Origin of the sequence: Thalassomonas sp. M1454 (assembly GCF_007097525.1) — a bacterium.
Classification (GTDB): domain Bacteria; phylum Pseudomonadota; class Gammaproteobacteria; order Enterobacterales; family Alteromonadaceae; genus Thalassotalea_A.
Genome location: NZ_VKDD01000002.1, coordinates 1,251,993 through 1,272,505 on the forward strand (window position 1 = coordinate 1,251,993; position 20,513 = coordinate 1,272,505).

The window sequence follows — 20,513 nt, forward strand, 5'->3', positions numbered from 1 at the left end:
TGATTGAGTACTTCTAGAATTTTAATTGCCAGTATTTTGCCTTAACTAGATCTAGTTGTATATGGAAAATAAGGTAATATTTATACAAAATTACTATTTTATATATTTCAAAAATTGAGCACAAAAAAAGAGCTTGAAAAAGCTCTTTATTTTTATAAATTGCGGATGAATTTATGACACTAAGCCATTGCGCTTCAAGCCACGTCTAACATTTTTACATAGTTTGCCTAAACGAGAAATATCACCAAGTTTAGGAGTAATGTCATTATTTAAATGCATCTCCCACTCACAAAGTTCAGTATCTACTATTTCAAGTAGTTTTTTAGGACAACCGGTACAAGAGATACCACAGATATTTGCATCTGGCTCATTAAATGGAAAATCATTCCTAACATCATTGATGAGGTTACGCATTGCATTTACGGGATCTGGTTTTCGAATCATAGCTACCTCCGTTTTGCTTATTTTAGCATAACCTGCGGCTGCAAAACGTAAAAAAGGGTAATGACAAAAATATGTCATTACCCTTTTTAATATATTAAAACCTAACGGTTAGTGGTTTTCAGAAACCATATTCACAGTATATTTTGGAATTTCTACCACTAAGTCTTCATCGGCAACAATCGCTTGGCAACCTAAACGAGACTCAGGCTCTAAGCCCCAAGCTTTATCTAGCATATCATCTTCAAGTTCATCGCTTTCTTCTAAAGAGTCAAACCCTTCACGAATGATCATATGACATGTAGTACAAGCACAAACTTTTTCACACGCGTGCTCAACATCAATATCGTTTTTTAGTACTACGTCTAAAACACTTTCACCGACTTGTGCTTCTAATACAGCCCCTTCTGGGCATAACTCTTCGTTAGGAAGAACAATAATTTTTGGCATGATTAAACCTCATCTACCGAGTGACCGGCTAATGCTGTGCGAATGGATGAATCCATGCGGCGCTCAGCAAAAGTCGCTGTAATTTTATCAACCTGCTCAATTGCTTTTTCAATATCTGTAATTTGAGAAGTTTGACTCGTTGTTAATAAATTTTCTAAAGCGATGTTAATAGCGCTTAGCTCATCACTTGTTAATAATCTCGCACCATCTTGTGCTAAAGCAGCTGTTACGCCCTCATGAACACGAGCAGCTTCTACTTGTTGCTCTTTAAGCATACGCGCTGCCATATCTTCTTTGGCATTACTCATCGAATCTTTTAACATGGTAATGATGTCGTCTTCTTCTAAACCAAATGATGGTTTAACTTCAATTGAAGACTCAATACCGGTCGATTTTTCCATTGCTGTTACGCTAAGTAAACCATCAGCATCAACTTTAAATGTCACTCGAATATGAGCAGCACCAGCGGTCATTGGTGGGATCCCACGCAATTCAAATCGCGCTAATGAGCGACAATCTTCGACTAATTCACGCTCACCTTGTAATACATGAATTGCCATAGCCGTTTGACCATCTTTAAAAGTGGTAAATTCTTGTGCCTTTGCTACAGGTATTGTGGTATTGCGAGATATGACCTTTTCAACCAAGCCGCCCATAGTTTCTAAACCAAGCGATAATGGAATAACATCAAGTAATAACATTTCATTATCAGGCTTATTACCTGCTAACACGTCAGCTTGAATAGCAGCACCAATAGCAACTACTTTATCTGGGTCTATTGAGGTTAAAGCTTGTCGTTTAAAGAAGTTACTTACTTCACTACGAACAAGCGGTACTCGAGTTGAGCCACCAACCATAACCACTTCACATATTTCATCAACACTTACGCCTGCATCTTTAATAGAGCGGCGGCATGAACGTAACGTTTTAGCGACAAGTCCTTTAATTAAGCCATCAAACGTTGCACGACTGATCTCACCAGCAAAGTTTGAATCATCTTCTAACGTTAAGCTGATACTCACTTTATCGGCATTAGATAATTGCTCTTTAGCAAAACATGCTTGCTGCAGTACTTGGCGCTCCATTGAAGCACTTAATGGACGAGCAATATTTGCCTGAGCAAGAATATGATTAACTAAAGCAATATCAAAGTCATCACCGCCAAGGGCTGAGTCACCACCAGTGGCAAGTACTTCAAAGACGCCTTTGCTCAGACGTAATATTGAAATATCAAAAGTACCACCGCCTAAGTCATAAACAGCAATAACACCTTCTTGTTTAGAATCTAAACCATAAGCAACAGCGGCTGCGGTTGGTTCATTTAATAAACGCAGTACATTTACACCAGCAAGTTTTGCTGCATCTTTAGTACTTTGGCGTTGTGCATCATCAAAATATGCAGGAACAGTTATTACTACTCCTTCTAAATCACCACCAAGGGAAAGTTTTGCACGCTCTACTAATGTTGATAAAATTTCTGCGGAAACCTGTACCGGATTAATTTCACCTTGACGCGTCATAAGTGATGGATGATTTTCATCGCCACAAAACTCATATGGCAATGCCGGATATTTACTTTCAATATCTTGTAAGGAACGGCCAATTAAACGTTTTACTGACACTATAGTGTTTTGCGGGTCACTAATTGAATGCGCTTTGGCAGCATTACCAACGGCTATAGTGTTTTCTTGGTAGCTAACAATTGATGGCAGAATATCTTTGCCTTCATCATCGGTTAGTGTTTCTGCTAAGCCACTTTTAACGCTGGCAACGAGTGAGTTTGTCGTGCCTAAGTCAATGCCCGCAGCCAATCGATGTTGATGAGGAACGGTACTTAAACCTGGTTCTGCGATTTGTAATAAAGCCATGGGTTATAATCTTATTTCTTGCCAATAACTGTTTTATTAAACAGATATGGTATTAATCATCAAAAAGTGTATCTTCGATACGCTCTAATTCAATTTGTAACTTATTATAAAACTTAAGTTTTCTTAATAATTCTGACGCTGTAACATTATTGCTTTCGTTATCTTCATTTAACAACTCAGACACTTGTTGCCATAAATGTTGACTTTGCACATCTAAAGTTTCTTGAGCTGCAAAAATTGCCGCATCAACATCACTGGCATTTTCAATATCAGCAAGCATTTCGCGCAGTTCCATTTGCTCCATTAAAAAGCCAATATCTTGCACTGTTTCCTGTTCACTAGGCAGTTGTGTACCACGTAATTTTAGCAGGTATTCGCCGCGACTAATTGGTTGTTTTAATGTTTGGTATGCATCGTTAATTTCAGCGGATTTTTGCACTGCAATCAATTGTTCTTGACTAGAAGAGTGAGCAAAACGGTCCGGATGAACCGTTTTTTGTAATGCTTGATAAGTGGCCGACAATTCACTTAAGTCGAGGGAAAATTTAGCATCTAGGCCAAATAATTCATAATAATTCAAGGTCTTGTTCACTTACACTTATTAAATTACGGTTAAACGTTGAAGCTTTCACCACAACCACATTCGCCTTTAGCGTTAGGGTTTGTGAATTTAAAACCTTCGTTTAAACCTTCTTTGATAAAATCTAACTCAATGCCATCGAGGTGAACTAAACTTTTACCATCAATAATGATATTCACATCATCAATAGTAAACAGTTCATCGTCGTCATTAAGTTGGTCAACAAATTCCAGTACATAAGCTAAACCAGAACAACCGGTAGTTTTTACCCCTAAACGCAGGCCAATGCCTTTACCGCGGTTAGTTAAAAACGTACGAACGCGTTCTGTTGCTGCTGGAGTCATTGAAACTGCCATTAGAAACTCCGAATTAGTCTTGATGCTTAGCGCGGTAATCTTCAATTGCCGCTTTAATTGCATCTTCAGCTAAAATTGAACAATGAATTTTAACTGGAGGTAATGCTAACTCTTCAGAAATATCAGTGTTTTTAATAGCCGCAGCTTCGTCGATTGATTTACCTTTAACCCATTCAGTAACTAATGAGCTAGATGCGATTGCTGAACCACAACCGTAAGTTTTAAATTTAGCATCTTCAATAATGCCATCATCGTCAATTTTAAGCTGTAATTTCATTACGTCACCACATGCTGGTGCGCCAACCATTCCTGTTGCAACGCTAGGATCCGCTTTATCAAACGAACCTACGTTACGTGGATTTTCATAATGGTCGATTACTTTTTCGCTATAAGCCATATTATTCCCCTAAATCCTGTATAAAGCCTAGTGGCCTGCCCACTCGACTGTGTCTAAATCTATGCCGTCTTGGAACATTTCCCAAAGCGGTGACATATCACGTAAATGCCCAATTGCGCCGCGAATTAAGTTAATCGCGTAATCAATTTCTTCAGTCGTAGTAAAACGACCAAAGCTGAAACGAATTGAACTGTGTGCCATTTCATCATTTAAGCCTAATGCACGAAGTACATAAGACGGCTCTAAACTAGCAGATGTACATGCTGAGCCTGATGATACAGCTAAATCTTTAAGCGCCATAATTAACGACTCACCTTCAACAAAGTTGAAGCTTACGTTTAAATTACCTTGATAACGTTGATTCGCATCACCGTTAATAAATACTTGTTCCATGTCGCTTAAGCCATTCCATAAACGATCACGCATTGCAGTAACATGAGCTACATCTTGTGCCATTTCTTCTTTAGCAATACGACATGCTTCACCAAAACCAACGATTTGATGAGTTGCTAATGTACCACTTCTCATCCCACGCTCATGTCCGCCACCGTGCATTTGCGCTTCTAAACGAATGCGAGGTTTACGACGTACATATAATGCACCAATACCTTTAGGGCCATACATCTTATGAGCAGAGATAGAAAGTAAATCAACTTTTAATGCTTGCATGTCGATGTCAATTTTACCGGCAGATTGCGCGGCATCAACATGGAAAATAATTTTGCGAGAGCGACATAATTCACCAATGGCATTAATGTCTTGAATTACACCAATTTCATTGTTCACATGCATGATACTTACTAATACAGTATCTTCACGCATTGCAGCTTCTAACTTAGCAAGATCAATTAAACCATTTGTTTCAGGGTCTAAGTAAGTTACTTCAAAGCCTTGACGCTCTAATTCACGACAAGTATCTAGTACTGCTTTGTGCTCTGTTTTACAAGTAATGATGTGCTTGCCACGTTTGTGGTAAAAGTTAGCAGCACCTTTAATTGCTAAATTGTTTGATTCAGTGGCACCTGAAGTAAATACGATCTCACGAGGATCTGCATTTAATAAATCGGCGATTTGATTACGAGCGATATCTACCGCTTCTTCTGCTTGCCAGCCGAACTTGTGTGAGCGTGATGCTGGGTTACCGAAAAAACCATCGGTAGTCATATACTGCATCATTTTTTCTGCAACACGTTTATCTACTGGTGTTGTTGCTGAGTAATCAAAATAAATTGGTAACTTCATGGATTGTACTTCTCCAAATAAAACGAGGGTTAATTACCACTCATTAATAATATTTCGTGTTGATATTAATGTGCCTGAGCTTTTGTTTTGGTTATGAGATGCATATTCCAAATCCTGACGCTTAGACACTTGTTTCACATCACCTTTAGCTACGAGCTCTGCTAAGGAGATGTTACTTAAAAAATCGGTTATGCGATCGCTTAAATCGCTCCATAAATTATGGGTTAAACATTGGTTGCCAGATTGGCAATTTCCTTTACCACCACACTTAGTTGCATCGACACTTTCATCTACCGCGCAAATTACATCACTTACGGCGATTTCAGCTGAACATCGACCTAAACGATAACCGCCACCTGGTCCACGAACACTACTCACTAAACCATGTTTACGTAAACGAGAAAAAAGTTGCTCTAAATATGATAATGAAATTGCTTGGCGTTCAGAAATATCCGCTAATGGTACTGGGCCACTTTCAGCATGAATAGCGACATCTAGCATAGCGGTAACCGCGTAACGGCCTTTAGAAGTTAATTTCATTGGTTCACCCTAATTCTCATCAAATCATTGTTATTTTCACAAAATAATGGCGTTTATTGGCACTATTTTGTTGATTGTTTTTTTAATAATTTGATATTTGTGCGCGCATTTTACTTAACCTAGTAAAATAGTCAACTTAATACCCGAGTATTTTACTCGGGTATTACTTTTAAGGCAAGTTAAATTTTAGGATCAAAAGTTTCTTTTTCTAACTTTCGGCGCTCTGCAGCGGCTTTTTCGTATTCAACAAACTCTGTTACATGAACAGGAGGAACTGATTCTTCACAAACAGTACCACCAACTTTATTAACTGCTTTGGTAACTTCTTGTAGCTTACCATCAAGTAAATTCACATGGTCGAGTAATCGACCAATTGCTTTTGATACCGGATCAGGACTATCGGTGGATACAGCGTAAGCATCAAAACCAAACTCTTTGGCCATTTTGCTACGTTTCGCTTGCTCTTTATCTGCAGGATTACTAACAATACGCCCAGGAATGCCAATAACAGTAGCACCATCTGGCACATCTTTAATTACCACCGCGTTTGAACCAATACGAGCATTCTCACCGATCATTAACGGTCCAAGTACTTTTGCACCGGCACCAATAACAACATTATTACCTAAAGTCGGATGACGTTTACCTGCATTCCAACTTGTACCACCTAAAGTAACACCATGATAAACAGTACAATCATCACCAATTTCGGCGGTTTCACCAATAACGATGCCCATACCGTGGTCAATAAAGAAACGTCGACCAATCGTTGCGCCGGGATGAATCTCTACACCAGTTAACCAGCGGAAAAAGGTAGATACAAAACGTGCTAACCACTTAACTTTTCTTTGCCAAAGCCAATGGGAAATACAATGTCCCCAAATAGCATGAAGGCCAGGATAAGTAGTTAGTACCTCAAAAGTTGTTCTTGCCGCTGGATCTCGGTCAAATACACTTTTTATATCTTCTTTAATACGGTTAAACATCGGTTTCCCTATTTGTATTAATTCTTATAGAACAACCAATGTTGTTCTTTATTATTTACTATTTTTTACCGCTTTATCGATAGAGGCTAAAATACCACGTAGCATTTTTAGCTCTTTACCATCAGGTCGAGCGCGGTTAAATAAACGGCGTACCTTAGTCATTATAATGCCAGGATGTTTAGGTTGAATAAAACCAGTACCTTGCATTGCTGTTTCAAAATGATCGTAAAATCGTTCCGTTTCTTCAACTAATTGATATTTACTTTCGCCATCAGCAAGTTCATCTTCACAGGCTTCAGTTTTTTTATCCGTGTCTGCTTTGCTAAATTGTGCTTGCTCATCTTCAAGGAAATTCATACGAATTTCATAGCTTAACGTTTGTACTGCCATCGCTAAATTTAATGAGCTGTATTCAGGGTTAGCTGGTATCGCCACATGGTAATGACAAAGTTGTAATTCATCATTAGTTAAACCACTACTTTCACGGCCAAATACTAATGCTACAGGGTAATCTTTACCCTCTATAGTCATTTGCTTACCACAACCACGAGGATCAAGCATTGGCCAAGGTAATGTACGTGAACGAGCACTTGTGCCAACAACTAGACCGCAATCTTGAATTGCTTCTTTCATTGTTGATACAACTTTGGCATTGGCTAATACATCTGTTGCGCCAGCAGCTAATGCTTGCGCTTGGCCGTTTGGCATTTCTTTCGGGTCAACTAAAACCAGGTTTTTTAAGCCCATAGTTTTCATTGCGCGTGCTGCAGAGCCGATATTACGACAATCTGATGTATTAACTAAAACGATACGTACGTTATCTAACATGAGTGATTTCTTTGCTGTGTATAATAATGGCGCAATTTTAACACAGCATTTCAGCCTTTTGCGAGCACTATACCTATCTAATGATTAAAATTAACATAAAAAAATTACAAATTAGATCAATTTATCTTATCGGCTTAGTTTAAATTTTTATGACAAAGTTTTTTTGTGTATAAGCCGTTAATCTTTTGTTTATCTGAGATTTACATTGAATAAATAGTTTTTTGAACTATACATTACTAGCAATAATACAATTTTAGTTTGCTATCGCTTATTTAAGATATCTTTGATATACTTCGCGCCGCTAAATTGTCGTATCTGTCGGATGTGGCATTAAAATTGTTCTTTTTACAATCTGGGGAAACCATTTATGCATCCAATGCTAAATATTGCGATTCGTGCTGCGCGTGCTGCCGGTAACGTTGTTGCTCGCTCATTTGAAAATGTTGATAAAATTGAAGTTAATGCTAAAGGCACTAACGATTTTGTAACGAATGTAGATTTAAAATCTGAAGAGATCATTATTGAAACTCTTCGTAAATCATATCCTGATCACTCAATTGTGAGTGAAGAGTGTGGCCAATTACCAGGTAAAGATAGCGACTATCAATGGATTATTGATCCAATCGACGGTACTGCCAACTTCGTTAAAGGTATTCCTCATTTTGCAGTATCTATTGCCCTTAAAGTTAAAGGCAAATTAGACCAAGCTGTTATTTACGATCCTATTCGTGGTGAAATGTTCACAGCGAGTCGTGGTAAAGGCGCTCAATTCAATAGCGTTCGTATCCGTGTTAAAGCTCATAAAGAGTTATCAGGTACTGTTATTGGTACTGGCTTTCCTCAAAATGCTAAAGCAAGCTCTGAAGCTTACTTCTCAATTCTTTCTTCTGTTTTTGCAAAAGCAGCTGACGTTCGTCACGCCGGCTCACCAGCTCTTGACTTAGCTTATGTTGCAGCAGGACGCCTTGATGGTAACTTCCAAATGGGTTTAAAGCCTTGGAGCACAGCAGCAGGTGAACTACTTGTAATTGAGGCTGGTGGTTTAGTTACTGATTTTGTTGGCGATCATAACCATGCTAAAAGCGGTAATGTAGTAGCAGCAAGTCCTCGCCTACTTAAAGAAATGCTTACTGAGATGCGCCCACACTTAACTGCGGCAATGAAAAAGTAACACGACTTTTTAATGATTAAATAAAAATGCCTCACTAATTTTTAGTGAGGCATTTTTTTATCCTAGATTTAAAAATCTAGTAGTCACCAAACGAGCCAGCAGGACCCGGAAATACCACAGGAGATTCAAATCCATCTTTAGAGACGCTACTTACGCCGAAAAAATAATTATCAATAACGATATTTTCTAATACAAAGCTATCAACATCTCCCACGTATTGACTATGGCTCCATTGAGCATCAGTAGTTAAACGCCAATGCACTCGATATCCGGCTAAATTCTCAGCTTGCTTACCTTCTGGTTTGGTCCATGAAAGTGTAGTGGAAGCTTGCACTGCGCCTTTAATATCAACATTAGCAGGTGGTGCAGGAGCCCAAGCCAGTGATGCCATAGTTACCGCATTTAACGAAGTTAATTTCGCGGTAAAATCAAAATCTACACCACTTAAAACATCACCATATTCAATGCCCTCTTCAACTCTCAAGTCTTGATGTTGGCGTGTGTAGTCTTCATTGGTTTCCATTATACGCACTGCTGGAAAGCCGACTTGATTAAACGGACGATGGTGTCCACCTCGAGCAAAACGATCTAAGCGATACACCATCATAATATCTAAATTAGGAATGTATTTATCAGCGATAACATCAATATAACGAGCTAAATTGCGCGATGATGAGTCGACTTCACCACCACTAAAGCGCCTTATCTTGGCATCTTCTTTGGTTTCAACATAACGTATACCTTCAGAAAACACCCGTGCAGTTGTGTTATTAATTACGCCATTAATACCTGAAATATTACCAATCATATCGTTATTAATAACAGCCTCAACTCGCCAGTTATCTTTAAGAGCTTGTTCAGCCATTATTTTACCACCAAATAGCCCCTGCTCTTCACCTGAAAGCGCGGCATAGACCACAGTGCCATTAAATTTATACTTGCTTAACACCCTCGCTGCTTCAATCACACCAGCTACTCCAGTTGCATTATCATTAGCCCCCGGTGAATCACTAGTAGCATTAAGAGGGTCACTTACACGCGAGTCAATATCTCCACTCATAATTATGTAACGGTTATCATCAGTAGAGCCTCGTTGGATCGCGATAACATTCATTACTTCTGTCGGCTCAGGTATACGTTTTTCACCAGAGAAGGTTTGTGATTGGGTGATAACTTCAATACATCCGCCGCAGTCTTTAGCAATTTTCTCAAATTCAGCTTTAATCCAACGTCTTGCCGAACCTATACCTCGGGTATCAGACTCGGTTTGTGATAGCGTATGCCGCGTACCAAAACCAACAAGTGTGGTAATATCAGACTTTAATCGCTGCGCACTCACATCTTTTTGGATATCACGCAGCACAGGATGTTCGTTTGCCGGGACAACAAGGTTTTGTTGTGTAAGCCCGACCATTGGAAACGTTAGTAAAGGTACTATTAAATAAGTTAATTTAGTGGGTAAAATTTTACAGTTAAATTTCATAGACTTACTCTTATTTGTAATTATTAGACTATTGAGATTAATTAATAGCATACCAACTTCATTGATTATGTGCGTCACTTTTTAAAAGTTAAGTAATCGAATTCACCTTTTCTATATAGCCATAAAGTATATAAAATACAAAATCAATTCTTTAAAGTTATGTAACGATACCGTTATGATAAATTCATACAATTATTTAGATTATTCACTATGAGCATTTATAACAAACTCGCATCCAAATCAATATTGCAAGCAGGAGAAGTAGCCTTAATTGGCGCAGGGCCTGGCGATGCTGAATTACTCACCATTAAAGCTTTACGCTTAATTGAGCAAGCTGAGGTTGTTATATACGATCGCTTAGTTAGTAGTGAAATAATGCATCTTTTTAGTGACAGCTGTCGAAAAATATATGTTGGCAAAGCCTTACACAAGGATTGTATTAGTCAGGATAAGATAAACGACACTATTGTTGAATGGGCTCATAAAGGCAAAAAAGTCGTTCGTTTAAAAGGTGGAGATAGCTTTATCTTTGGACGCGGTAGTGAAGAAGTAAATTATTTACTGGCCCACAACATTGCTAGCCATGTTGTACCAGGGATCACAGCAGCATCGGGGGCAACTACTTATGCCGGTATCCCATTAACTCATCGAAATGTTGCCCATAGCTGTAGCTTTATTACAGGCCATTTTAGCCATGATGGTAAACTCGACTTACCATGGCAAAATTATGCTGATAAAACACAAACACTGGTGTTTTACATGGGTGTAAAAACGGTAGCAACAATTAGTGAACAACTAATTAATCACGGTAGAGAAAGCTCAACGCCTGTAGCGATTATTCATAAAGGCACGCAAATACAACAAAAAGTGTGGCGCACTACTCTAGCCAACTTACCGTCACTGGTTGCCGAAAATAACATTAAGCCACCAAGCCTTTTAGTTATTGGTGATGTGGTAAATGTATTAAATGAACACCAACAATTGCAGGATAATACCCAGCAAGCTTTTTTCGCCCCTGATGATGCACTACTCCCAACTATTGTTAATACTCGGGCTACAGGTTAAGACGCTTCACTACTTAACCTTTTTCTCTAACCAAGCAAGGTGTCAGAGTTGTTGCTTACTTCAACAACCCTGACACCTTGAAAGCAAAAAGCCTTACTATTTACATAGTAAGGCTTTTGAATATTTGAATCAGAATCGGATATTACATTCTGATTTCTTCTTGGTCCGCACCTTCAACTTCAATCACTTCAGGAATTAAGTCTTCTTTAGAAATACCTAATGCTAATGCTACAGTTGAAGCAACATAGATTGATGAGTAAGTACCAACAACAATACCAAATAGTAAAGCTGTAGCGAAACCATGGATTAATGCACCACCTTTAAAGAATAATGCTAGTAATACCAAGAATGTAGTTAATGATGTGATCATTGTACGGCTAAGCGTCTGTGTTAAAGAAATATTGATAATTTCTTCAGCTTCACCGCTGCGTATTTTACGGAAGTTCTCACGAATACGATCAGATACAACGATGGTATCGTTGAGCGAGTAACCTATTACCGCGAGTATCGCTGCTAATACCGTTAAATCAAATTCTAAACCTAATACCGAGAATAAACCTAACGTTAAGATAACATCATGTGCAAGTGCTGTTACTGAGCCTAATGCAAAACGCCATTCAAAACGAAAAGCTACATAGACTAAGATACAAATAAGTGCAGTTAACATAGCAAGGCCACCTTGCTCTGTTAATTCATCACCTACGTTAGCACCAACAAACTCGATACGGCGCATTTCTACGCTTTGTTCATTACCTGCTTGCAATAGACCTAAAATTTCATTGCCTAGCATTTCAGCTTTAACGTTATCACGTTGACCTAAACGAATAAGAACATCTTCAGGGCTACCAAACAACTGTACTACAGCATCTGGGTAACCACCTTGCTCTAATGATGCTCGCACATCATTTAAGTCTGCTGGTTGACTAAAACCAACTTCTAGTAACGTACCACCAGTAAAATCTAAACCGAAGTTTAATTTATTTGTACTGAGTGAAATAATAGAGGCAACAATTAAGATAATACTTAAGATAGAAGTTATCTTACGGTATTTCATAAAGGCCAGAGTTTCATTTAAATTTAATAATTTCATGTTCTTGTCCTGACCTAAATTGGTAGCTTATCGAGTTTCTTGCCACCCCAAATCGCATTAACTACCGCACGGGTACCAACGATTGAAGTAAACATAGATGTAATAATACCGATAGAAAGAGTTACCGCGAAACCTTTGATAGGGCCAGTACCTACAGCAAACAAGATTAATGCTGCAATTAAGGTAGTGATGTTGGCATCAAAGATAGTTGAGAAAGCGGCGTCATAACCTTGGTGGATCGATTGCTGTACACTTTTTCCTTCACGTAATTCTTCGCGAATACGCTCAAATATAAGTACGTTAGCATCAACCGCCATACCTACCGTAAGTACAATACCAGCCATACCAGGAAGGGTTAAAGTAGCACCTGGAATAAGTGACATAATACCAACGATTAATACTAAGTTTGCAGCTAGCGCCATATTGGCAACAACACCGAACTTACGGTAATAAACCATCATAAATAAAAGTACTAAAGCAAAACCCCAAAGGATTGCCTGCATACCTAATTCAACGTTTTCAGCACCAAGTGATGGACCAACTGTACGCTCTTCAACAATTGCAATAGGAGCAATTAAAGCACCAGCACGAAGTAATAAAGCTAAATGCTGAGATTCTGCTGGAGACTCTTGACCGGTAATAACAAATTTACTACCTAAACGCGCTTGGATAGTTGCAACACTAATAACTTCTTTCTGTTGAGTGAAGATCAAGCTGCCATCTGGGTTTTTCTCACCGGTTGCTTTACTTTCAATGAATACGGTCGCCATTGGCTTACCGATATTATCTTTAGTCGCATTTGAGAATAAGCTACCACCTTTGCTATCTAGGTCAATACTTACTTGTGGTCGACTAGTTTGCTGATCACGAGATGGCGCTGCGCCAACAATGTGCTCGCCACGTAGCATAATACGCTTTTTCAATAACTGCGGACGACCATCTTGATCATTAACTAAAAATGAACCTGGAGGTACACGGCCATTAATCGCATCAATCACATCATGTTGTTGATCAACCATATGAAATTGTAGCGTTGCTGTAGCACCAAGTATTTCTTTTGCTCGAGCGGTATCTTGTACACCCGGTAGTTCAACCACGATGTGCTTAGAACCTTGACGCTGTACCAATGGCTCAGCAACACCTAATTCGTTTACACGGTTACGAATAATGGTAATGTTTTGCTGAATAGCATACTCACGAGTTTCTTTTAACTTAGCATCAGACATAGTAGCCGTTAAAGATAATTTATCTTCATCATCAACAAACACTAAATCGGCATTGTTACGCTTTAGAAGTGCAGTACCGCTAGCTAGGTCTTCAGCATTACGGAAAATAACTTGTACGCCTTTATCTGATTCAGTAACACTACGATAGCGAATTTTTTCACCACGTAAATCAGTACGGAAACCACCAAGCATATTCTCTTGAGCTCGATTCATCGCAGTTTTCATGTCCACTTCCATTAAGAAATGTACACCACCACTTAAATCTAAACCTAACTTCATTGGTACGCCGCCGATACTAGATAACCAATCAGGAGTAGCAGGAGTTAAGTTTAAAGCAACAGAGTATTGGTCACCTAAGCTTTTTGATAAAGCTTGGTTAGCCGTTTGTTGATTTTTATAGTCTTTAAAACGCACTAACACTTGACCATTATCAAGAGCTGCACTTTGGTAAGCTATGTTTGCATTGTCCAAACTTGCTTTAACCTTGTCTAAAGTAGATAAATCAGCTTTAACACCTTTCGTTCCCGAAATTTGTACCGCTGGATCTTCACCATAATAATTAGGTAATGCGTATAAAGCACCAATGGCGACAATAAATGCCACCATCAATGATTTCCACAAAGGGTATTTGTTTAACACAATATTTTCCTTACAGAGACTTCATAGTCCCTTTTGGTAAAACTGCAGTAACTGCACCTTTTTGTACTGTTAATTCAGTACCTTCAGCAACACTTACTACGATAAAATCTTTCTCGTCAGATACTTTAGTAATTTTACCTACTACGCCACCTTGAGTTAATACTTCGTCGCCTTTTGATAAAGCAGACATTAAGTTTTTATGCTCTTTAACGCGCTTTGCTTGTGGACGATAAATCATAAAGTAAAATACTAAACCAAATACCGCTAACATAATTAACATTTCAAAACCGCCACCTTGTTGTGGTGCGTCTGCTGCGTATGCTTTACTAATTAAAAAATCCATAAAATCCTCTACTACTTAAATTATAATTACTGAAAATTGAAACAATGCGTTTATTGTTATTCTTGTGTTACTGATGAATTTAGTGGTGGAACTTCAAGACCACGAATGGCATAAAATTCTTGCACGAATTCATCTAATTTACCTTGCTCAATTGCATCACGCAATCCCTGCATCACTCTTTGGTAAAAATGTAGGTTATGTAATGTATTTAACTGCGAACCTAAAATCTCATTACACTTATCTAAATGATGTAAATAAGCTCTCGAATAGTTCTTACAAGTATAACAATCACAACCAGGGTCTAATGGCCCAGTATCGGTTTTATGACGAGCATTGCGTATTTTTACAATCCCGTCAGTAACAAATAAGTGACCATTGCGGGCATTACGTGTTGGCATAACACAATCAAACATATCAATACCACGACGTACGCCTTCAACTAAATCTTCTGGCTTACCTACTCCCATTAGATATCGGGGCTTATTTTCTGGTATCAAGTCTGTTGTGTGATCTAATACCTTGATCATTTCTTCTTTTGGCTCACCAACCGACAAACCACCGATTGCATAGCCGTCAAAATCAATATCAATTAGGCCGGCGGCAGAAACTTTACGTAAGTCTTCATACATGCCACCTTGCACTATACCAAATAATGCCGATGGGTTATCGCCATGCGCGGCCTTTGAACGTTTAGCCCAACGCAATGAAAGCTCCATTGATACTTTAGCTTCTTCATGTGTTGCTGGATACGGCGTACATTCGTCAAATATCATTACAATATCTGAACCTAAACTACGCTGAACTTCCATAGAGCGTTCAGGAGTAAGCATGATTTTTTCACCATTTACAGGAGAGCGAAATTCTACGCCCTTCTCTGTAATTTTACGCATTTTTCCTAAACTAAATACTTGGAAACCACCTGAGTCAGTTAAAATTGGTTTATCCCAGTTCATGAAACCATGTAAACCACCATGTTGCTCGATGATTTCAGTACCTGGGCGTAACATTAAGTGGAAGGTGTTACCTAGAATGATGTGTGCGCCGGTATCTTTAACTTCATCTGTTTTCATTCCTTTGACAGTACCGTAAGTACCTACAGGCATAAACGCAGGAGTTTCAACCACGCCTCTATCAAAAGTCAGACGACCTCGACGAGCTTTACCGTCTTTGTTGATTAAATCATATTTCATTTTGTTGTGTCCTTAACCAAACAGCGAAACAGGCTGTAGGCTTTGCTAATGTTTGAAGATATCTAAAAACTAGATATGTTTTTATTTCGTCGTTTGACGGGTTAAAAACATTGCATCTCCATAACTAAAAAAGCGATATTTATCTGCTATCGCTTGCTTATAAGCATGCATTATATGGTCATAACCAGAAAATGCGCTTACTAACATAAGTAATGTTGATTCTGACAGATGAAAGTTTGTTACTAACGCATCTATCAATTTAAATTCGTAACCAGGGGTGATAAAGATATCGGTATCACCATAAAATGCAGATAACTCTTTACCTTGCTCAGCTGATTTTTTAGCTGCACTCTCAAGTGAACGTACAGAAGTTGTGCCCACGGCTACTACTCTATGACCTGCAGCTTTGGTTGCTTTAATTTGCTCAACAACTTCATCACTAACTTCGACGTATTCAGAATGCATTACATGCTCTGATATTTGATCAACCTTTACTGGCTGAAATGTCCCCGCGCCAACATGCAAAGTAACAAACGCTAGGTTTACACCTTTGTCTTTAATTTTTTCTAATAATTGCGTTTCAAAATGCAAGCCTGCAGTAGGAGCTGCAACAGCTCCTGGCTTTTCATTATAGACGGTTTGATATCGCTCTCTATCAGAATTCTCATCAGGGCGATCTATGTAAGGAGGTAAAGGCATATGGCCAATTTCTTCTAAGACTTCTAAAACCGTTTGTTCACTGTGAAATTGCAATTCAAATAATGCACCATGGCGAGCAACCATAGTCGCATTTACTTTACCTTCGAGCTGAACTTCATTGCCAACTTTAAGTGCCTTACTCGCTTTAACATGAGCTAGTACTCGAGAGTCATCTATAACTCGCTCCACTAGCACTTCTATCTTACCGCCGGTAGATTTCACCCCAAAAACACGTGCAGGGATCACTCTAGTGTTATTAAACACAAGTAAATCACCGGGTACTAATTTATCAATTATTTGGTTGAACTGCAGATGCTCAAGTTCTCCACTATTACCATCAAGAGATAGTAAGCGGCTGGCCGAACGTTCAGCCTGAGGATAACGAGCAATAAGCTCGGTTGGCAAATCAAATGAAAAGTCAGATACTAGCATGATTAAATAGGTTCAATTTCAGCTTAAAAAAACGCGTAATTGTAGTGCCGACAAAGCAGAATAGCAAGAAAATACCACTATCACTTATACGGCGATCAGTTTTAAAGATTAATTTCAAGCAATAGCGCTATATAAGCAGTTATTTTAGTTAGGGTTTATGAGTTTGTTTCTTTTTCAGTGTCTAATTCGATTGCAGCAGGTTGGTAGAAATTTTTGGGACACACTTTAGATTCAGTATACTTGATATCAACCTGAACCTTGCGCGTTTCTGGTTGTTGTTTTTTACCGGTAATTTTTGTTAAAAACTTCAATATACTCATACTTAAACTCCTTTTAAGTATCCTTGGCAAATTAATGTTAGGAATATGAAATGACGCCAAGAATAAATGGCATTAATTTTTTTATTAGAACCATATTAGACAAATTAAAATTATTATCAACTCAACTTGTTAAAAAAATGTTAATAGCATTTATTATGATTGATTTGAATTAATCAAAAATACTCTGTTTATCCAGCCAAACCAGCTAATATTGATTAAAAAACTCGCTGACCGTGCATTATTTGAGCGAACAAGCATTTTATTTAATTTTTTTCTTTACCTTTAAAAAAGCATACGTATAATGCGAAGCCATTGCAGGGGTGTAGTTCCAATTGGTAGAACAGCGGTCTCCAAAACCGACGGTTGGGAGTTCGAATCTCTCCACCCCTGCCATCTCTTTCTTCTTCCTCGAAAATTTCCTTATTTAAAATTACTCATTTAGTGCTTATTTAATAAATAACGTTTATCTCAATTTCAAGCACCAGTTAAAACAGAGCTTTAAACAAACCTATCGTTAATGAAATAAAGACCAAAATAATTATTATTTTGCTGTATTTGCTTTGCTCTTTTTCATCCATCGGCTTTGCATAACGCTCGCCAAAATACACCATTAACGCGACTACCGAAAATACTGCACCTAATATTAAAAATAACGTCATATGTTTACCTAAATTTGCGCCTAACTAACAATACCTAGTTAATGACTTGTTTAACTAGACGCGATTTTCTTTATTTGTCTGTATTAATCAGCTTCTGAGCCATTGATCATTTCGGATAAATACGAAAGTTTATCCATTGCTAGACCATGTATTGAGCGCCTTGGGTAGCTACCGTCACGTTTCATCACTCCAGCCTCTTGGCCAAATAACAACTCTAATGCTTGGTCGATATTTTCCACCGCATAAATACTAAATTGGCCTTTAGCGACGGCTTCAATAACATCAGGATCAAGCATCAAATTCATTTTGTTAGTCTTAGGAATAATTACACCTTGTTGACCAGTTAAGCCTTTATCACGACATAAACGATAAAAGCCCTCTATTTTCTCATTCACGCCACCAATAGACTGAACTTCTCCGTGCTGGTTAATAGAACCAGTTATGGCTAGCGATTGCTTAATAGGTAGTTTGGTAATTGAAGAGATAAGCACGCAAAGTTCGGCCATCGAGGCGCTATCTCCATCAATATGACCATAAGACTGTTCTATAGCAATATTAGCGGATATCGATAAAGGGAAACCCTGACCATATTTATGACCTAAATAACCAATTAATAGCAATACACCCTTTGAGTGAATAGAGCGACCTAATTCAGCCTCTCTTTCAATATCGGTAACGCCTTGCGCGCCAGCATAAACGGTTGAGGAGATCCGAGCAGGGGTACCAAATACGCTATCACCAATCTCAAGTACAGTTAAACCGTTAACCCGGCCAACTTCTTCACCTTGAGTAGAGATAAGTACTTGCTCTTCTTTTATCTCTTGTAACCAAGTTTCACTCAAACGCCCGGTTCTTCGGGCTTTTGCAGCAAGGGCAGCTTCTACATGCGACGCGAGTATGTCTCCGTCTTGCTCCCCTTTGCGCCAAATAAAACATGCTTCATCAAGTAAATCATTTATTTGCACAATATTGGCTGATAATTTTTGTTGGTGTTCAGCTTTTCTTAATGAGTAACGAACCAACAAACTTACCGCTTTATCACTTACATCTGGGTAGTTATGTTTTTGTGCATGTTGTCTGATCAGCGTGGCATAAGCTTTTAAATTTTCTTCATTATTTACTACGTGTCTGTCAAAGTCTGCAAGTACTCGAAATAGCTCGGTAAACTCTTGGTCATACTCTTGCAGTGTATAGTAAATATCTGAATCACCTAAAAGAATTACTTTAACCTTTAATGGGATCTTTTCTGGCTGTAAGCTGATACTGCCGGTTCCAACATCGGCATAAGGGTGTTCAATTTGAATTTCTTGAGTTTTTAAAGCAAGTTTTAATCGTGACCATATTATTGGCTGAGTAAGTAATTTATCCGCATCTAATAATAAGTAGCCGCCATTGGCTTTATGAAAAGCGCCTGCTCTAATTAATCTATGGTTGGTATAAACAGCGCCTTGGATCGTTGAATAATCAATACTGCCAAATAAGTTTTGAAAGGTAGGGTTTTGCTCATATACAACAGGTGCGCCGTCGCCAGGATTACGTGATACTAAAAAGTTAGGCATAAAGCGTTCAATCATCATTTTACGACATGCTTTATCGTCACGACTGGTATCGCTATTCTCTTCGACTAAAATATCAAGTACGGTTTCAGTGATAGAACCTTTTACTTGATGTAAGTATTTTAATACCCCTAAATTACTCGCAAACTCTCTTTCTAGCTCTTTAATTAACGGGCGAATACTCTGCTCAGCAGTATCATATTTAAGCTTGCGCAGAGCGACACTCGATTCACGTTTCCATACTGGCAGTTCGAGTAAAGATTCACTCAATAACTCTTCAAGTTCGGCTAATAAGTCATAAAACTCAGTACGAGTTTGCTCGGAAAGTTTGGCAAACTCTTCATCTTTTAAAGGTTTACCATCGACGAGTGGTGAAAAACCGACTTCGCCCTTTTCTTCAAATAAAACCACATTTTTACTGTAGGCATGTGCTTCTACCTGCTCTATTGCTTCATCGTACTTTTTATTGAAGCTACGATCGATTGAGGCTTTTTTGCGCTGATAACCTGGGTTGTCAAAAATCTCAGGAAATAAATCCATTAAGTCATCAATTAAGGTACTTATCTTACCTTGCAATAGTTTGCCTTCACCAGCGTTTAAGTAGAGTTTTTGCGGGTTTTGAATATCATCAAAATTATTGATGTAACACCATTCTTCCGCCGTAGGCTCTTGACTTGCATATTCAGCAAGCATTTGGCTTATTAAAGTTTGGCGACCAGTTCCTGGCTCACCTTTAGCAAAGACATTAAAGCCATTTGAAGTCATAGACAAACCAAATTCTAATGCTTCTTTGGCTCGTTCATGACCAATAAATTTTTGTTTAGTATTGCTATCTACTTGGCTATCGGAAAATAAGGATTCAGGTAATTCAGCACACAGTTCATTAACTGGTAGTTTTAAGGCTTCAATGTTTGTGGTCATCGATTGAGTCTATCCTTGCGAGAATGAAAGA

Annotated in this window: 21 protein-coding genes and 1 tRNA gene; 3 read left to right on the forward strand and 19 right to left on the reverse strand. The window is 38.4% G+C overall.

What is annotated here, in order from left to right:
• Nucleotides 1-171: 171 nt before the first annotated feature.
• From FNN08_RS07540 to trmJ, 10 genes are all read right to left on the reverse strand, one after another.
• Nucleotides 172-444: a hypothetical protein gene (locus tag FNN08_RS07540; RefSeq protein WP_143584128.1), complete on the reverse strand. Its 273-nt coding sequence runs from the start codon at nucleotides 442-444 to the stop codon at nucleotides 172-174.
• A 108-nt stretch (nucleotides 445-552) separates the two neighbouring features.
• Complete coding sequence (fdx, locus tag FNN08_RS07545; protein ID WP_143584130.1) at nucleotides 553-891, reverse strand: ISC system 2Fe-2S type ferredoxin; 339 nt, start codon at nucleotides 889-891, stop codon at nucleotides 553-555.
• A 2-nt stretch (nucleotides 892-893) separates the two neighbouring features.
• Entirely contained in the window at nucleotides 894-2,759 is a 1,866-nt protein-coding gene (hscA, locus tag FNN08_RS07550; RefSeq protein WP_143584132.1) for a Fe-S protein assembly chaperone HscA, read from the reverse strand.
• A 52-nt stretch (nucleotides 2,760-2,811) separates the two neighbouring features.
• On the reverse strand, nucleotides 2,812-3,339 hold the full coding sequence (hscB, locus tag FNN08_RS07555) for a co-chaperone HscB (protein WP_143584134.1): 528 nt from the start codon (nucleotides 3,337-3,339) through the stop codon (nucleotides 2,812-2,814).
• A gap of 32 nt (nucleotides 3,340-3,371) precedes the next feature.
• On the reverse strand, nucleotides 3,372-3,695 hold the full coding sequence (gene iscA, locus FNN08_RS07560) for an iron-sulfur cluster assembly protein IscA (protein WP_143584136.1): 324 nt from the start codon (nucleotides 3,693-3,695) through the stop codon (nucleotides 3,372-3,374).
• A 13-nt stretch (nucleotides 3,696-3,708) separates the two neighbouring features.
• Nucleotides 3,709-4,092: a Fe-S cluster assembly scaffold IscU gene (iscU, locus tag FNN08_RS07565; RefSeq protein WP_143584138.1), complete on the reverse strand. Its 384-nt coding sequence runs from the start codon at nucleotides 4,090-4,092 to the stop codon at nucleotides 3,709-3,711.
• A 27-nt stretch (nucleotides 4,093-4,119) separates the two neighbouring features.
• The gene (locus FNN08_RS07570; RefSeq protein WP_143584140.1) at nucleotides 4,120-5,334 is read right to left on the reverse strand and encodes an IscS subfamily cysteine desulfurase; all 1,215 of its coding nucleotides are present in this window, start codon (nucleotides 5,332-5,334) and stop codon (nucleotides 4,120-4,122) included.
• Between the two features lie 33 nt (nucleotides 5,335-5,367).
• Nucleotides 5,368-5,874: a Fe-S cluster assembly transcriptional regulator IscR gene (gene iscR / locus FNN08_RS07575; protein ID WP_143584142.1), complete on the reverse strand. Its 507-nt coding sequence runs from the start codon at nucleotides 5,872-5,874 to the stop codon at nucleotides 5,368-5,370.
• A gap of 179 nt (nucleotides 5,875-6,053) precedes the next feature.
• Nucleotides 6,054-6,860: a serine O-acetyltransferase gene (cysE, locus tag FNN08_RS07580; RefSeq protein WP_143584144.1), complete on the reverse strand. Its 807-nt coding sequence runs from the start codon at nucleotides 6,858-6,860 to the stop codon at nucleotides 6,054-6,056.
• Nucleotides 6,861-6,911: 51 nt separating this feature from the next.
• A complete protein-coding gene (gene trmJ / locus FNN08_RS07585) occupies nucleotides 6,912-7,688 on the reverse strand; it encodes a tRNA (cytosine(32)/uridine(32)-2'-O)-methyltransferase TrmJ (RefSeq protein WP_143584146.1) in 777 nt (258 codons plus the stop codon).
• A gap of 367 nt (nucleotides 7,689-8,055) precedes the next feature.
• Between trmJ and suhB the strand changes: the two genes are divergently transcribed.
• A complete protein-coding gene (gene suhB, locus FNN08_RS07590) occupies nucleotides 8,056-8,859 on the forward strand; it encodes an inositol-1-monophosphatase (protein ID WP_143584148.1) in 804 nt (267 codons plus the stop codon).
• A gap of 76 nt (nucleotides 8,860-8,935) precedes the next feature.
• Here suhB and FNN08_RS07595 read toward each other — a convergent pair whose 3' ends face one another.
• Nucleotides 8,936-10,273, reverse strand: coding sequence for a M28 family metallopeptidase (locus FNN08_RS07595; RefSeq protein WP_260679297.1), 1,338 nt, complete (start codon nucleotides 10,271-10,273; stop codon nucleotides 8,936-8,938).
• 279 nt (nucleotides 10,274-10,552) lie between these two features.
• Between FNN08_RS07595 and cobA the strand changes: the two genes are divergently transcribed.
• Complete coding sequence (gene cobA / locus FNN08_RS07600) at nucleotides 10,553-11,407, forward strand: uroporphyrinogen-III C-methyltransferase (RefSeq protein WP_143584151.1); 855 nt, start codon at nucleotides 10,553-10,555, stop codon at nucleotides 11,405-11,407.
• Between the two features lie 142 nt (nucleotides 11,408-11,549).
• On the opposite strand, the gene secF is transcribed toward cobA, so the two are convergent.
• From secF to FNN08_RS16325, 6 genes are all read right to left on the reverse strand, one after another.
• A complete protein-coding gene (gene secF / locus FNN08_RS07605; RefSeq protein WP_143584153.1) occupies nucleotides 11,550-12,497 on the reverse strand; it encodes a protein translocase subunit SecF in 948 nt (315 codons plus the stop codon).
• Between the two features lie 14 nt (nucleotides 12,498-12,511).
• Nucleotides 12,512-14,362, reverse strand: coding sequence for a protein translocase subunit SecD (gene secD / locus FNN08_RS07610; RefSeq protein ID WP_143584155.1), 1,851 nt, complete (start codon nucleotides 14,360-14,362; stop codon nucleotides 12,512-12,514).
• A gap of 10 nt (nucleotides 14,363-14,372) precedes the next feature.
• Nucleotides 14,373-14,705: a preprotein translocase subunit YajC gene (yajC, locus tag FNN08_RS07615; protein WP_143584157.1), complete on the reverse strand. Its 333-nt coding sequence runs from the start codon at nucleotides 14,703-14,705 to the stop codon at nucleotides 14,373-14,375.
• Between the two features lie 56 nt (nucleotides 14,706-14,761).
• Nucleotides 14,762-15,895: a tRNA guanosine(34) transglycosylase Tgt gene (gene tgt, locus FNN08_RS07620; protein WP_143584158.1), complete on the reverse strand. Its 1,134-nt coding sequence runs from the start codon at nucleotides 15,893-15,895 to the stop codon at nucleotides 14,762-14,764.
• 81 nt (nucleotides 15,896-15,976) lie between these two features.
• Nucleotides 15,977-17,026 (reverse strand): tRNA preQ1(34) S-adenosylmethionine ribosyltransferase-isomerase QueA, encoded by a 1,050-nt coding sequence (gene queA / locus FNN08_RS07625; protein ID WP_143584159.1) that lies wholly within the window; start codon nucleotides 17,024-17,026, stop codon nucleotides 15,977-15,979.
• Between the two features lie 155 nt (nucleotides 17,027-17,181).
• The gene (locus FNN08_RS16325; RefSeq protein WP_185962587.1) at nucleotides 17,182-17,346 is read right to left on the reverse strand and encodes a hypothetical protein; all 165 of its coding nucleotides are present in this window, start codon (nucleotides 17,344-17,346) and stop codon (nucleotides 17,182-17,184) included.
• Between the two features lie 316 nt (nucleotides 17,347-17,662).
• Between FNN08_RS16325 and FNN08_RS07630 the strand changes: the two genes are divergently transcribed.
• Nucleotides 17,663-17,739, forward strand: a tRNA-Trp gene (locus FNN08_RS07630).
• Nucleotides 17,740-17,831: 92 nt separating this feature from the next.
• Here FNN08_RS07630 and FNN08_RS16330 read toward each other — a convergent pair.
• Both FNN08_RS16330 and FNN08_RS07635 read right to left on the reverse strand, forming a co-directional pair.
• Complete coding sequence (locus tag FNN08_RS16330; RefSeq protein WP_185962588.1) at nucleotides 17,832-18,005, reverse strand: hypothetical protein; 174 nt, start codon at nucleotides 18,003-18,005, stop codon at nucleotides 17,832-17,834.
• An 83-nt stretch (nucleotides 18,006-18,088) separates the two neighbouring features.
• Nucleotides 18,089-20,482 carry a Lon protease family protein gene (locus FNN08_RS07635; RefSeq protein WP_143584160.1) on the reverse strand — a complete coding sequence of 798 codons (2,394 nt, stop codon included), beginning with the start codon at nucleotides 20,480-20,482 and terminating at the stop codon, nucleotides 18,089-18,091.
• Nucleotides 20,483-20,513 lie beyond the last annotated feature (31 nt).